This window comes from Wolbachia endosymbiont of Drosophila tsacasi, from assembly GCF_028982115.1.
GTDB lineage: Bacteria > Pseudomonadota > Alphaproteobacteria > Rickettsiales > Anaplasmataceae > Wolbachia > Wolbachia pipientis_B.
Map to the genome: position 1 here is coordinate 1 of NZ_JAPQLJ010000031.1, position 13,658 is coordinate 13,658.

Below are 13,658 nucleotides of genomic sequence, written 5' to 3' on the forward strand. Positions count from 1 at the left end.
CAAATTGGCGTACTATACTGTCTTAAACGACTTATAAGCGCGTTTCAGCTTATATAGGTAAAAACCCAGAAATGTTGTGAAGACATAAGGTNCACATAGTGCAAAAAATTAAAAATAAGACGCCAACTACGTTGTTTTCTTGCTGTTTAATCTGCACAGATGAAGATAACTGAATACCTTCACTACCATGATAAGGGGGCTGGCGAGGCTTGTCAAGTAAGTTTTTCGTTTCTGCGGGCTACTTGAATAACGGCTACAATGTTTTACAATTGTGCGTCATGCGCTGCCGAACACTGGTTTTTATATGGCTATACAAGAAAAATTAAGGCTTAAAAGGAAACTTAAGCAGCTAATAGGGCCTAAGCCTTCTTAATAAAACATAAAAAGCCCCTTTACCACCATGTTTTTTCGTAGCTTGCTGGTAGTATAGAACCATATGCTGGATTTTAGTATCATTTAACCACTTATTTAAGTTATTCTTTATAGTGTCTGTTTTATTTGTTGCACTGCCGTATCCCGTAATTACCAATAAACATCTATTTCCTGCTCGATAATTTTTGATAATAAAATCTATCAATTTACAGTAAGCATCCTCTATACTATAGCCGTGCAAATCGAGCTTATCGCTTATAAAATATTTACCCCTATCAACTTTTGATTTTGTGTTTTGGTCAAGACAAAATGATGAGTTACTATTATTGGTATTAAGAAAATTCCCTTGTAAGTCAGAGGTACCTTTATCAACCATAGACTTTATATTTACTTTATGATCAACTTTCAAAGTAACTTTTCCACATTCTATTGGCTTAACATTTTTTTGCCAATCCAACTCATCGTCCGACATAAACGCATTAATCGAATTGTATAATTTTACAACAATATCCAAACATAGTAAAATGTTGCTTATTCTATAAAAACCCGATTTTCAATAATACGATGAAATCTTCAAAAACTAATGAGAATTTTTGGCTGTATGGAAAGCACACCTGCATGTCAGCACTGAAGAATAAAAATAGGCGGTGTATAGAACTGTTAGTAACAGAAAATTTCTATAGAGAACATGAAAAAGAAATTAGGCAATGTGCAAATAGTAAGGGCATTAAAGTTCGATTAGTAGAAAACAAAATACTTAATGACGTTTTATCTAAAGGTGCTAACCATCAAGGAATTGCTTTAAATGTTGCCCCTATTCTTTATAACTTAAGCATCGAAGAAGTAGCTGAAAGCTCAAACGACAGCTCTACTATAGTCATTTTAGATCAAGTCACTGACACGCACAATATTGGATCAATTTTAAGAACTTCAGCTTGTTTTAATGTCGACGCATTGGTTTTACCACATAATCATTCACCTGGCGAAAATGCATCTATTGCAAAAGCAGCAAGTGGAGCATTGGATATTGTTCCGCTAATATACGTTACAAATATAGTAAAAACTATGCAGTATTTAAAAAAGGCCGGCTACTGGTGTTACGGGTTTGATTGCAATACTAAAGAAAATATAGATGAAATAAAGAGTTTTGGAAAAAAAATAGTGATCATTTTTGGTTCTGAAGAGAAAGGAATGCGGAGGTTAGTTAAAGAAAATTGTGATTATCTTTTAAAAATACCAACGTCAAATGCAATTAACAGTTTAAATGTTTCAAATGCAGCAGCAATAGGCCTATATTCTATTTATACTAAAACAAATGCCAGTGCATAGCTGTTTATAATAAAAATACTTGATAAAAATGTGGTTTTATATTATAATGTGTTAAATAATGGACAAAAGGAGTTATATTTATGTCTTACATGAGAAATGAACAGGATATCCGCTCTCAGGGCGTTTATTATAGTGCTGGGCTCAGAAGTTACCTGACTAAAGTATATAATTACATGGCTTTAGCTTTAGGCGTTACAGGGCTTGTTGCGTTTCTAACGGTATTTTCTGGTCTTTTTCAGGTAATTCATTCCAATCCTGTTCTGTTGTATGCAATAACATTTTCTCCACTTGTGCTAGTGCTTTTTGTATATCCAAAAATCTTACATCTTAGTGTTCAGTCCGCGTTTACCGTGTTTTTCACGTTTTCGGTGCTAATAGGTCTCTCCTTATCTTATATTTTTGTGTTTTACACCGCGGAAAACATAGCAAGAGCGTTTTTCATCACATCGATCATGTTTGGTTCCATGGCTTTATATGGCAATACTACAAAAAAAGATCTGACTAGTATGGGTTCTTTTTTGAGAATGGGAGTCTTGGGGTTAATTATCGCGTCTATAGTAAATTTATTCCTTGGAAGTAGTCCTCTCTATTTTGCAATATCGTTCATATCAGTAATAGTATTTACCTTAATGACTGCATATGATGCTCAGAGAATCAAAGACGTTTATTATAGATATAATGATGGCTCAGAGGCTGCAGCCACTAAGCTGGCGATACTGGGTGCAACTAGTCTTTACCTCAACTTTATCAATATATTCCTCAATCTACTCAGGTTACTTAACTTGTTCAATAATAGGGACTAGATGTTTTCCTTTTTAAGGAAAGGTAGTAAGAATTCTATAGTTTTCTTTTTAATATCTTTAGTCGTGTTGATGCTATGTCTTGCATATGCATCGGTGCCACTATATAGCATTTTCTGTAAAGCTACTGGATATGGTGGTACAACAAGAAAAGTGACTAACACGACAATAAGTGCAATTGACCAAAAAATCAGGGTTCACTTCAATGCTGATATAATGTCCGATCTACCTTGGGAATTTAAATCAGAAACTAACTACGTTGACGTAAACATAGGAGAACAAAGTTTAGCTTTTTATTACGCAAAAAATCTATCTGATCAGCCTTCATTTGGAATGGCGGTGTATAATGTTACGCCTTTCAAAGCAGGTAAGTATTTCAATAAAATTGCATGCTTTTGTTTTGAAGAACAAATGTTGCTACCAAAACAAAAAGCGGCTATGCCCGTATCTTTCTATATAGATCCTGAGATAATGCTTGATAACAACACAAAAGATTTGAGTGAAATAACACTATCATACACATTTTTTAAGCTTAAGTAACAGAATGTTTGCAAACCATGTCATTTCAGTAATCAATAGGGTGTCATCCCAGTGCTTGACACTGGGATCCAGAAAAATGTATAGCTCATACAGATAAGGTTGACTTTTTGCCATCCTATGACTTGATTATATAAAAAATCTGGATTCCAGCGTCACGCGCTGGAATGACAGGAAGTAACGCAAGAAGTCTATTGATTGTGGAAACAATAACTTTGCAAAATATTAATTATTAGATAACATAATCAAAGTTTTTATCTTACATTCATCATGGGTAGAGCTATACAAATAAAAAAAACTGGGGGACCAGAAGTATTAGAGTTTGTAGATAAGAGCATAGGTGAGCCAAAAGGTGAGGAAGTCTTAATACGTCATACAACTATCGGCTTAAATCGTTATGATTTAGAGCACAGAAAAGGTACACGCAAAATTAAAAATTTACCATCAGTGCTTGGAGTGGAAGCAGTTGGGGTTATTGAAAAACTTGGTAAAAAAATCAGTGATGGATTCAAAATTGGAGACAGAGTTGGATATTGCACAGCTCCTCCAGGGGCATATTGTGAAAAGCGCATTATACACCAGAAATATCTGATAAAAGTTCCAGATGACATATCTGATGAAGTTGCTGCTGCAGTGCTGTTTAAAGGTATGACAGCTCACTATTTAGTTAATCAATCTTATAAAGTTAGGCCTGGTACTTTCGTGCTAGTTCATGGGGCTAATGGTGGTTTAGGACAAATAATATGCCAATGGGCAAAGGATAAAAAAGGTGTAGTGATAGGTTCTGTAAGCTCTGATGAAAAAATGAAGATAGCTTTACAAAGTGGCTGCACATACGCAATAAACTACAATGATAAAGACTTCGTTTCTAAAGTTATGGAGATTACGCAAAATAGAGGAGTAGGTGCAGTGTATGACCCTATAGGTTATGCTACAAGCAAGCTTTCTTTTGAATCTTTAGGCAGGTTTGGCATATACGTTTCCTATGGGCAGATATCAGGTAACGCTCCTATTAGTTTTTCTTTACTTAGTTCACGTTCGTTATTTGCAACTGGAACCTCAATATACCATTATAAGCATGATAGATTCACATTAGTGCTTACCACAATGGAAATCTTCGAGATGATAAGAAAAAAACTTTTAACTGTACGGATCAATAAAAAATATAAATTTGATGAAATAATTCAAGCTCATCGCGATATGGAAAATAGAAAAGCGAGTGGGTTAAATATTATCAAAATCTCTTAAATAAACTAGTAATTTAAACTAACCATTCATTAAATCATATCAACTAGAACTTCACATATTTAATTCTCCTTTTGGGGGAATTAAAAGCATATAGCTAAACTGACTTAGGCTTACCGACAACCGTCATCCCGCTACTTGTTAGCGCCGCGGCGGTATGATGTCTTAGCTATAGATGCTGGTTTGTGTGATTTCAAGAGAAGCTTAGTAGACAAGTTGTGTTTTAAACCAAATTCGGTATTTTAAACTGAACATTTTCAATAATACCACCTGGCATAACTGAAATTTTTACACTCAGGTTTACTTTTAGGTAGTCCATTAATTCATCAACCAATATGTCAGGAGCAGAAGCACCTGCAGTGATTCCTATCTTTTCTATGCCCTGAAACCAGCTTTTATTCATACAGCTGTAATTATCAATTAAGTAGGCTCTTTTTCCTCTGACAGTGCACAGATCTAATAAGCGGTTTGAATTTGAGCTATTTTTACTTCCTACAACTAACACCATGTCTACAATTTCAGCTAGCTTTTTAACAGCATTTTGTCTGTTTTGCGTTGCATAGCATATGTCCTTTAAATCTGGCCCTGTAATGCTTGGAAACCTGAGCTTCAGGGCAGCAATAATGTCACGGGTATCGTCGATGCTTAATGTGGTTTGTGTAACATAAGATAAATTATCTGGATCTTTAACTTTTAAATTGCGTACGTCTTGCACAGTTTGCACTAAAATGATAGGATTATTTACTCTTCCTCTAATTCCCTTAACTTCTGGATGGTTTTCATGCCCAATGAGAATTAATTCTTTACCACTGTTTTCATACCTTTTTGCCTCCTTATGCACTTTGCTGACTAAAGGACACGTTGCATCAATCACTTGAATACCCTTTCTTTTTGCCTCATCTTCTATATTTTTTGATACTCCGTGCGCGCTGAAGATCAGTATTCCTCCATTATCTTCAATTTCCTCGATACTGTTCACAAAAACCACTCCTTGTCTCTTAAAGTCCTCTACTATATATTTATTGTGAACAATTTCGTGTAGCACATAAACTTGGCACTTGTTTTTGTATTTTTCTAAAGTAATAGCTAATATGTCCACAGCTCTTTTTACTCCGGCACAAAAACCTCGCGGCTCAGCTAAGATAATTTCCATTTTTGTCAAATCAAGTAAATATGCAAGCATTACTTAAAAATAAGCTCCGCTCACTGTGTTTTATAGTACCATTATTTACGTTTTATATAATAATTATTTTTCGCATATTCTCTTTAACATTTGATCAACCTACTACTTCAGAAAATTTTAGAAAAGATAGTACAGTACATAAACAACCTGATATTTTAGATAGAAATGGAGTGGTAATAGCAACAAATGTGCCCACAACATCACTATATACAGATGCAACCAAAGTAAAGAATCCGGAAAGTATAGCAGCACAACTGTATTCTATTTTGAATGATCTTGAATACGAGAATTCATATAGAGTACTTACTTCAAAAAAGAAATTTGCTTGGGTAAAGCGGCACTTGACTCCAAAAGAACTGTTAGCAATAAAAAATGCCGGCGTGCCAGGAATAAACTTCTATAACGATGTAAAACGTATATATCCTCACAGTAATTTATTTTCACACGTGCTTGGTTACACTGACATAGATGGCAACGGTATTGCAGGAGTTGAGGCATATATAAGTAAAAACAAACAACATTCTGTTATCCAAGTAGCTGACACTGGGGTCCAGAAAAAAATACGTAGATTCCAGCATTACGCGCTGGAATAACACCTTACCAGGGTATTCAACTATCCTTAGATACACGAGTGCAAAGCATAGTGCGTGAAGAGCTAACTAAAGCTGTAAGCAGATATCAGGCACTCGGCGGAGTAGAAATTATTTTAAATGTGAGAAATAGTGAAGTTATCTCAATGGTCAGTCTACCTGATTTTAATCCCAACCTACAGAATAAGGCAGAAGATGTACAAAAGTTTAATCGCGCCAGTCTTGGGGTGTATGAAATGGGGTCGGTATTAAAATACTTTACAATAGCCGCAGCGCTTGATGCAAACGTTACAAAAACTAGCGATTTATATGACGTATCAACACCAATCACCATTGGAAAGTATAAAATTCAGGACTTTCACAAATCTAAAACTCCAAAAATTACTGTGCAAGATATATTTGTAAAATCATCCAACATTGGTGCAGCAAAAATTGCAGTCAAATTAGGTATTGAAAAACAAGTAGAATACTTTAAAGCTATGAAGCTATTTTCTCCTTTGAAAATAGAAATACCAGAAAAATCTACACCGATAATTCCGGATAAATGGAGTGAAAACACTTTAATAACAGCATCTTATGGTTATGGCATAGCTGTAACTCCTATACATTTTGCACAAACTGCAGCAGCATTAATCAACAATGGAATATTTCATAACGCAACTTTGATATTGAATAAAAGAAGCATAGGAGAGCAAATTATCTCAAGAAAAACCTCCAGGGAAATGAGAAAATTATTACGCGCAGCAGTAACAGATGGCACTGGCAGAAAAGCAAAAATAAAGGCATATTCAATAGGGGGAAAGACTGGATCGGCGGAAAAAGTTATAGATGGTAAATATAGCAAAGATGCAAACATAGCGTCATTTATAGGAGTGCTAACTATGCTTGACCCAAGGTATATAGTGCTAATTGTTATTGATGAACCTCAAGGGATACACCATACCGGGGGAATAATTGCTGCGCCTATAGTAAAGAACATTATAAATAGAATAGCACCTATACTAAATGTTACACCTGAGATGTAAAATTATGATTGCTTTACTATAACTTCAAATCTATCATTACCAAAACCCTTATTAATATACCAAGAACCATCATCTTTAGTTACAAATTCAAGACCTTTAAGATTTCTTTTGATTGTCTTTCCATTTTGACCATCGATAGCGATATTAATATCGAATGTAATAACGTCTAGATTTATCATAGCTTCTTTCCCGCTGCACGAATTTAGACTGAACTTGCCTAACATGACATCATTAAATCTTATTTCCCCTGTATAGACATCACACTGACCGTCCACACAACACGTAGTTTCAATATAGAAAAGGTCTGACATATAAAATACCTTGCATTTATAAAAAAAGAGCTAAATATATATAGCTAGTGCAGCCCTACGCCACGCCGCTATAGTCGTAAACCTAGAGCACTTTAGCTATATAACCATAATACAGCTAGGAATGTAAAATTCAACAGTTAATTGTGTAAGGAAGTCTAAATTACTACATCTTAGAGGAATGGCTGTTTAGTTTTTTTTTAATCTTTTTTACCATGCTGTCAATCATATGCTTTATCCCTTGATATACAGAGTATATACCTTCGTCGCTACGCATATAAGCAGAACAGGAAAATACATTATGTTCTTCGTCTTCTATTGATAACCCTGTATCACACCTTATGTGTTTACCACCAAGCTTCTCTATCAACTGTTCTCTGTCATCTCCTATAGTTACCTTAACCTTACTTTCTTCTTTACCTATCTTGCTACTTAAAATTGAAACAATGATGGCTGGAGATATGCATATCGCTCCTATCGGCTTTTTTGTAACAAAAAATTCTGAAACTAATCTTTTAAATTCAGGCATTACTGTCACCATGTCTTTATTTTCAGATAAGTCAGATAAATTTTTCGCAACCCCGTATCCACCAGGTACAACTAGCATGTCAAAATTTTCAGCTTTGGCTCCTTTTAAGTCATATATTTCACCTCTTGCGATTCTTGCTGCTTCTACAAGTACATTCCTTTTTTCTTTCACTGCCTCCTTTATTTTATGATTCATAACTTGTGTGATATTGATATCAGGTGCAAAGCATTTAACATCCACATCCTGCTGATCAAGCACAAGCAGACTTAAAACCGCTTCTCTTACCTCTGCACCGTCAAGGTGACCACACCCTGATAAAACCACAGCAGCTTTTAATTTTTTTTCACCCATAAAGTACCTTAATTTCATGTAATCTAGATATTTTAATACAAATTCTATATTTGGAAAGAGGTCGTTATATTAATTATCTCATATTTATTATAATATAATTAATAATTAGTATATATAATTAGGCATATTTATAGTTGATGAAGTTGAATATGGCACCTACAAACAGTACGTTTTTTGACACTGACTACCCAGAACTAAGAAAAGCTATTTCAGATATAATAGAAAGCATTGCACAGTCCCCACAGGAAGAAAAAGGGAAGTTGTTTGAAGCCCTATCAGAACAAATTAGAGGGATGAACCTCAAAGATTTAGGTTTAGCAATTAATAACCAAGGCTTGCAAAAGGAGGTAAATAAAGAATTATTTATAAAACTCATTGAAGAAGCACTTAAAGGGTTAACTTCTGAAAACGTTGACTCAAAAATAATAGAAGAGGCGTTAAAATCTGTTAATCAGCAAGCAATAAGTAATGTTATAAATAATAATAAAGGTCTGCTGGACAATCTAGTCAATTATTTTAAATCAGCATCTGCAAATAAAAAAATTGGAATAGCTTCTACAGGAATAGTATTGGGAGTAGCATTTTCTCCGCTTATTGTGCTTGCTACATTAATAGCTTTTGTAGCTATTGGAGCGCGTTATGTAGGAATAGGTATAGGAAAGGCAGGGGAAAAAATAAAAGAAGGAGCGATTGAAGCAGGAAAAGCAGTGAAAAGTTCATATAAGGATTTAATAGATAAATTACCTGAGGTTCAAAGAAGAGAAAATAATTTTGAAAAGTTAATAAGCAATTTAATGGAAAAGAATCTTGAAGCTGATGAAGGAGAAAGAACAATGCTTAGTAATGAAATAAAAATAATAAAAATGCTTCAAAATCAAGAGCAACTAGCAGCCATAGGACAATTAATAGGGGAAGATAAGGCTGGTCTTTTGAACAATCTTATGAGCAAGGGTACTAGTACTCATAAGGAAGACATGGAGAAACTTGTAGATTTTATGAGCGAATTTCAACCTGCAATTATGGCAATTGGTAGTGACATAAAAGAGGTAGAACAAAAAGTTAATGAGAAAGCTCAGGAAATAAAGCCAGATTCTCAATTAGGTAGTTCAAATGCTGAACGAGTGAGTGAAGAAGGAATCATAGGACCGGGTTGATGCATTTGAGGAGCGTTTTGATGCAAAAATTACTATCAGAAAGTGGGGTTACGCTACTCCTTTTTATCCACTTTTTTGAGCAATCCACCTCCACATCTAACACACATCTCAGTAATTATAATATCCAATTTTTGATCATGTTTTTCTACAGGTAAATTTTTACAATATTGTTTCTCATAGGCTACACCTATAAATATTTTTCCAAGCGGCCGTAATTTTTTTATCATTGTATCATACCAACCACCGCCAAAACCTAATCTATTAAAATGATCATCAAAAGCAACAACAGGAGTAATGATTGTGTCGGGAATTACATCTTCATTTGTTTCGTTCCATCCATCAAATCTTAGCAACTGATTTTTATCAGGAACCGCTATTTTATAACCTAAATCGAATAAGCTATACATCAAAGGCACAACATTTATTTCCCCATCCATTGGAATGTAAGCCGCAATTGTTTTGCCTTTAACGTAACTTAAGTTATGATTAAAGAGATTAATCAGGGAATTTGCCGCATAAATGGAATAACTTTCATCAATATCTTTTCTTATAGCTCTATATTCCTCTCTTATTTCCTTTTTGTGCTGTTTAATATCTTTGAACATGATCTATCCATTTTGCAGTGAGTTTTTCTTGTAAACTATTTTGCTTTAAGCGCTCACTTAAAAAATCAAAGTCAATAAATTCCATATCCTGGTCTTGATTACTGCAACTATAAACAAAACTCCTTTCTCCTGTTTCCGTATTTATATGTTGCTGAACACACTGAGCGCAGATTTCTTTCATCATACACTGCATAGGAGAATTAACTGACGATATTGCTATGTGACTTGACTTCAGATATGGCTTTAAAATTGTTTTTCTAGCTTCATTCACAGCTTTCATCATTTTATCAGAACCTATAGTGATAATTTTATCTATAGTGTTTAAATTAATACCTAATCTTCCTTGTTGATAAGAGACTATTGCATCAACTATATTACCACGAAAGGATTTATCTTGATCTCTGCTTGTTTCTATCAATCCTTCTTCACATGCCCAAACTACTGCATTTGATGCACGCTCTATCAGTGCTCGTTTAAATACATCACTTAATTTATTATAGCCAGCAAAGTACAAAACCTTATTATTATTTTCAAGACACGCCTTCCCTATCGAAAATAATACTGCATTTCCAACTCCACCACCAATGAGCATTATATTCTTCATGTGCTATTTTAACTATATTTGTTCAAATTTTTTGAAATTTTATAGAACAAAGGTACACAAAGACAGAGACAAGGACACTTTCTGACTTCAACTATACCGATAACTAACAGCTGAATTTTTACGCATATCATCTAATAACAAGTTGCTTTGTATCATGATCTTTTGTTGATACATCTGCTGTTTAATTGCTTCTATACCCGCTACATTACTCTTGATATCACACAACATTATTAACTTTGCAATGCCATTTTCTCTCAATTCTACTATTTCATTCACGCTTGTTCTACTAAATAAAATCTGTAAATCAGGATTTAAATCTCGCATTTTTATTTCAAACTCTTTTGTGTTTGGCAACTTAAAATCATCTGCTAATTTGTCAAAATTTAAACAATTGACCTTTTGCTCTTTAAAATTAGAGAGTAAACTTTCTGAATCTTTAACCACAACTTGTTTTACTTTTAAAGTGCTTTCCAGCAGTGCATAATTAAGTTGTACCTTGTCTATGACTTTTATAATAGAGTAACCTTCACTGAAACTAACTGGACCTGCTATATCGCCGGTTTCTAGTCTTTCTAAAATGCTCTTAAGTTTATCTTTGAGCTGACTTAAATTAACTGTTGCTTTACGCATCTTTATTGGAGATTCTGGGTTATTACTATTACGTAATTTTTCTACTAAATCTTCAGCTATACCATAAACATCCTTGTCTTTTTGATCAGGAATTATAAACTCTTGGAACGTGATAAGATAATCCGGCTTTTCTGTTTGCCTTTTTACATCATCTACTTCTTTATCGCTTATATTAATAAATGGCACAATTCTTACTTCAATAATTTTGCTCCATAGTAACTGACATTTTATTTGTTTTCTTAAAATACTAAGATCTATATTATGCTTTTTTATGTATTGATCAATTTCATTAGCCTTAAGTTTAAAACTTTGGGTTAAAAATAATATGATAGCATTATCTAACTCCTCATTGCTCAATTTTATATTCAGCCTCTGCGCTTTATTGGTAATGATAATTTCGTCTATTAGCTCCCTAAGAATTCGAGGTCTTGCTTCTTTTTGATTAACACTTTGAGTGCCAAACAATGAATTTATAAAGTTGATGCGTTTTTCGATATCTAAATTTGAAATTGGCTCACCATTTACATCTGCAACAATTTCAATCTCGGTTGCAAGCAACCTAAGTGGCAACACTATCAACAGTAAAATTAGTATTTTATACATACAAGTAAAGTTGTTTAGTTAATAACCAATTCTATAATAAATACTGAGTCAATGCTAGCCAACTTTTTAATAGTTAAAGACGGAAATAAAAAGAAACCATTGCAACAAGAACCAGGTAAACAGGCTAAAAACATGCCAATATAGCAAATTCAGACCGTGCTAAACAGTATACGGAAGGAGAGGGATTCGAACCCTCGATACGACTTTTGGGTCGTATAACGGTTTAGCAAACCGCCGCCTTCAGCCGCTCGGCCACCCTTCCAAATTTAGAACCTAAAGATTATATAATACCAAGACCTCTACCGCCTGTCTAATGCTTTTAATCGCGATATTTGTATCTGAACAGACAATGGCGTCAACTTAAGAGCCTCCATCAGCAAACTCTCCTAAAGACATGATGGCGTTATCTACTTTATTGCGGCTATACAATCTTCCTGTTAACTTTAGCACGTATACTTAAAAAGAGCTTGAAAATCTTTTGGCGAATAATTTCCGACCAGCACTTGATAGAGTTTCTGTCTCATTACACCAAATTGACCTTACCCAGAAAAAGTAGAGAGGAAGTTAAGACGTTTTTGTCATGAAAATGATGCATCAAATTGTTCAGGGATGCAATAGTTAATAGTAGAATGACGTCGTTGTTTATTATAAAAAATTTCAATGTATTCAAATATGGCAGTTCTAGATTGTTGAGCAGAGTGTTGTGAAGGATCAATAAGTAGCTCTCTTTTGAGTGAGCTGAAAAAGCTTTCTGCAGGTGAGTTATCATAACAACAACCCTTATGACTCATGCTAGAGATAATATTTTTTCTATTTAATAAGAATTGGTGCTTTTTAGAAGTATATTGTGACCCTTGATCACTATGAAACAGTAGATCTTTGGCGGGTTTGCGTTTATTAACAGCCATAAATAAAGCATCTATAATTAATTGTTTATCCATTGGACTACTCATTAACTACCATACGTGAATATAAGTCAATTATTGCTGCCAAATATAGCCAGCCTTCTTTGGTTTTTATATAAGTAATATCAGTTACCCATACCTTATTGGGCTGGTCCGTAGTAAAATTTTGATCCAGGATATTTGGAGCTATAATCCTACTGTCTGTTTGCTGTTTTTTAGTTTTGAATCTTCTTCTAAGCTTAGCTTAAATGCCATTTTTTTGCATTACATCTTGCACTGTTTTGATGTTATAATTTTTGCCTAAAGCTTTTAGTTCAGCATGGATTTTAGGAGCTCCGTACCTGCATTGTGATGCTTGATATATTTTTTGAATATCTGCTAGAAGCTCCTCTCTTGCTAATTCTTTATTGCTTTTCTCCTGAGCAACCCATTTATAATAACCACAAGCAGATACATTTAAAAACCTACATAACTCCTGTATTTTATAGCTGCTTCTATGCTCTTTTATAAAAGAATATTTTACTCCTTTTGGCTGGCAAAATATCCCAGGGCTTTTTTTAAAATGTCTCTTTCCCTAGTTATTCTTGCTAACTCTTTCTTTAAGTCAAACCTTTCTTTGTCATAAGTAGCTAACTTTCCTTTGCCTGGAAATGCATCTACTCCTGACATTTTTTCATTATATTTTCTTACCCATCTGCTTAATAAATCTCCACTCATGCCTAAATCTCTTGCTATTTTTGCTGACGGTTGACCTGTTTCTCTTACTAGTTTTATTGCTTCCAATTTAAACTCTATTGTATATTCCCTTCTGTTTCCCATATTACACCTCTTTGAAAAAACGTTCTATTTTACTTCAAAAACGTCTTAACTTCCTCTCTACTTTTTCTG

14 protein-coding genes, 1 tRNA gene and 2 pseudogenes are annotated in these 13,658 nt (G+C 34.1%); 7 read left to right on the forward strand and 10 right to left on the reverse strand.

Annotated elements, in window-relative coordinates:
• Positions 1–349: 349 nt before the first annotated feature.
• Complete coding sequence (locus OZD70_RS01780) at positions 350–844, reverse strand: Smr/MutS family protein (RefSeq protein ID WP_275020458.1); 495 nt, start codon at positions 842–844, stop codon at positions 350–352.
• Between the two features lie 92 nt (positions 845–936).
• On the opposite strand from OZD70_RS01780, the gene rlmB reads away from it, so the two are divergent.
• The 4 genes from rlmB (at position 937) to OZD70_RS01800 (ending at position 4,286) form a co-directional block, all read left to right on the forward strand.
• Positions 937–1,701 carry a 23S rRNA (guanosine(2251)-2'-O)-methyltransferase RlmB gene (gene rlmB / locus OZD70_RS01785; RefSeq protein ID WP_275020461.1) on the forward strand — a complete coding sequence of 255 codons (765 nt, stop codon included), beginning with the start codon at positions 937–939 and terminating at the stop codon, positions 1,699–1,701.
• A gap of 80 nt (positions 1,702–1,781) precedes the next feature.
• A complete protein-coding gene (locus OZD70_RS01790; protein ID WP_275020463.1) occupies positions 1,782–2,504 on the forward strand; it encodes a Bax inhibitor-1/YccA family protein in 723 nt (240 codons plus the stop codon).
• Positions 2,505–3,041 carry a cytochrome c oxidase assembly protein gene (locus OZD70_RS01795; protein WP_182183591.1) on the forward strand — a complete coding sequence of 179 codons (537 nt, stop codon included), beginning with the start codon at positions 2,505–2,507 and terminating at the stop codon, positions 3,039–3,041.
• A 267-nt stretch (positions 3,042–3,308) separates the two neighbouring features.
• A complete protein-coding gene (locus tag OZD70_RS01800; protein ID WP_275020465.1) occupies positions 3,309–4,286 on the forward strand; it encodes a quinone oxidoreductase family protein in 978 nt (325 codons plus the stop codon).
• 220 nt (positions 4,287–4,506) lie between these two features.
• Here the strand turns inward: OZD70_RS01800 and ispH are convergent, their stop codons facing one another.
• Positions 4,507–5,436, reverse strand: a complete 930-nt coding sequence (ispH, locus tag OZD70_RS01805; protein ID WP_275020480.1) for a 4-hydroxy-3-methylbut-2-enyl diphosphate reductase — start codon at positions 5,434–5,436, stop codon at positions 4,507–4,509.
• A gap of 20 nt (positions 5,437–5,456) precedes the next feature.
• Here ispH and OZD70_RS01810 point away from each other — a divergent pair, with 20 nt between their 5' ends.
• Together OZD70_RS01810 and OZD70_RS01815 are read left to right on the forward strand one after the other, a co-directional pair.
• Positions 5,457–6,059, forward strand: coding sequence for a penicillin-binding protein 2 (locus OZD70_RS01810; RefSeq protein ID WP_275020468.1), 603 nt, complete (start codon positions 5,457–5,459; stop codon positions 6,057–6,059).
• Positions 6,060–6,097: 38 nt separating this feature from the next.
• Positions 6,098–7,081: a peptidoglycan D,D-transpeptidase FtsI family protein gene (locus OZD70_RS01815; RefSeq protein ID WP_275020469.1), complete on the forward strand. Its 984-nt coding sequence runs from the start codon at positions 6,098–6,100 to the stop codon at positions 7,079–7,081.
• 2 nt (positions 7,082–7,083) lie between these two features.
• Here the strand turns inward: OZD70_RS01815 and OZD70_RS01820 are convergent, their stop codons facing one another.
• The gene (locus tag OZD70_RS01820; protein WP_275020471.1) at positions 7,084–7,392 is read right to left on the reverse strand and encodes a hypothetical protein; all 309 of its coding nucleotides are present in this window, start codon (positions 7,390–7,392) and stop codon (positions 7,084–7,086) included.
• Between the two features lie 163 nt (positions 7,393–7,555).
• Positions 7,556–8,269, reverse strand: a complete 714-nt coding sequence (elbB, locus tag OZD70_RS01825) for an isoprenoid biosynthesis glyoxalase ElbB (protein WP_275020473.1) — start codon at positions 8,267–8,269, stop codon at positions 7,556–7,558.
• A 149-nt stretch (positions 8,270–8,418) separates the two neighbouring features.
• Between elbB and OZD70_RS01830 the strand changes: the two genes are divergently transcribed.
• Positions 8,419–9,423, forward strand: a complete 1,005-nt coding sequence (locus OZD70_RS01830) for a hypothetical protein (RefSeq protein ID WP_275020476.1) — start codon at positions 8,419–8,421, stop codon at positions 9,421–9,423.
• Between the two features lie 53 nt (positions 9,424–9,476).
• Here the strand turns inward: OZD70_RS01830 and OZD70_RS01835 are convergent, their stop codons facing one another.
• The 6 genes and pseudogenes from OZD70_RS01835 to OZD70_RS06090 form a co-directional block, all read right to left on the reverse strand.
• Entirely contained in the window at positions 9,477–10,028 is a 552-nt protein-coding gene (locus OZD70_RS01835) for a 5-formyltetrahydrofolate cyclo-ligase (protein ID WP_275020477.1), read from the reverse strand.
• Positions 10,012–10,632 (reverse strand): ferredoxin reductase domain-containing protein, encoded by a 621-nt coding sequence (locus tag OZD70_RS01840; RefSeq protein ID WP_182183604.1) that lies wholly within the window; start codon positions 10,630–10,632, stop codon positions 10,012–10,014. Before OZD70_RS01840 ends, OZD70_RS01835 begins: the two co-directional genes overlap by 17 nt.
• A gap of 87 nt (positions 10,633–10,719) precedes the next feature.
• On the reverse strand, positions 10,720–11,865 hold the full coding sequence (locus tag OZD70_RS01845) for a SurA N-terminal domain-containing protein (RefSeq protein ID WP_275020479.1): 1,146 nt from the start codon (positions 11,863–11,865) through the stop codon (positions 10,720–10,722).
• A 171-nt stretch (positions 11,866–12,036) separates the two neighbouring features.
• Positions 12,037–12,127, reverse strand: a tRNA-Ser gene (locus tag OZD70_RS01850).
• 111 nt (positions 12,128–12,238) lie between these two features.
• Positions 12,239–12,398 (reverse strand): annotated as a pseudogene (locus OZD70_RS01855) (IS4-like element ISWosp8 family transposase); the annotation flags it as partial.
• A gap of 45 nt (positions 12,399–12,443) precedes the next feature.
• Positions 12,444–13,589, reverse strand: a pseudogene (locus tag OZD70_RS06090) (IS3 family transposase).
• Between the last annotated feature and the right edge of the window lie 69 nt (positions 13,590–13,658).

Coding starts and splice junctions, on each gene's coding strand:
- OZD70_RS01780 (WP_275020458.1), bottom strand. CDS start 844: ATGTCGGACGATGAGTTGGATTGGCAAAAAAATGTTAAGCCAATAGAA.
- rlmB (WP_275020461.1), top strand. CDS start 937: ATGAAATCTTCAAAAACTAATGAGAATTTTTGGCTGTATGGAAAGCAC.
- OZD70_RS01790 (WP_275020463.1), top strand. CDS start 1,782: ATGTCTTACATGAGAAATGAACAGGATATCCGCTCTCAGGGCGTTTAT.
- OZD70_RS01795 (WP_182183591.1), top strand. CDS start 2,505: ATGTTTTCCTTTTTAAGGAAAGGTAGTAAGAATTCTATAGTTTTCTTT.
- OZD70_RS01800 (WP_275020465.1), top strand. CDS start 3,309: ATGGGTAGAGCTATACAAATAAAAAAAACTGGGGGACCAGAAGTATTA.
- ispH (WP_275020480.1), bottom strand. CDS start 5,436: ATGGAAATTATCTTAGCTGAGCCGCGAGGTTTTTGTGCCGGAGTAAAA.
- OZD70_RS01810 (WP_275020468.1), top strand. CDS start 5,457: ATGCAAGCATTACTTAAAAATAAGCTCCGCTCACTGTGTTTTATAGTA.
- OZD70_RS01820 (WP_275020471.1), bottom strand. CDS start 7,392: ATGTCAGACCTTTTCTATATTGAAACTACGTGTTGTGTGGACGGTCAG.
- elbB (WP_275020473.1), bottom strand. CDS start 8,269: ATGGGTGAAAAAAAATTAAAAGCTGCTGTGGTTTTATCAGGGTGTGGT.
- OZD70_RS01830 (WP_275020476.1), top strand. CDS start 8,419: ATGGCACCTACAAACAGTACGTTTTTTGACACTGACTACCCAGAACTA.
- OZD70_RS01835 (WP_275020477.1), bottom strand. CDS start 10,028: ATGTTCAAAGATATTAAACAGCACAAAAAGGAAATAAGAGAGGAATAT.
- OZD70_RS01840 (WP_182183604.1), bottom strand. CDS start 10,632: ATGAAGAATATAATGCTCATTGGTGGTGGAGTTGGAAATGCAGTATTA.
- OZD70_RS01845 (WP_275020479.1), bottom strand. CDS start 11,865: ATGTATAAAATACTAATTTTACTGTTGATAGTGTTGCCACTTAGGTTG.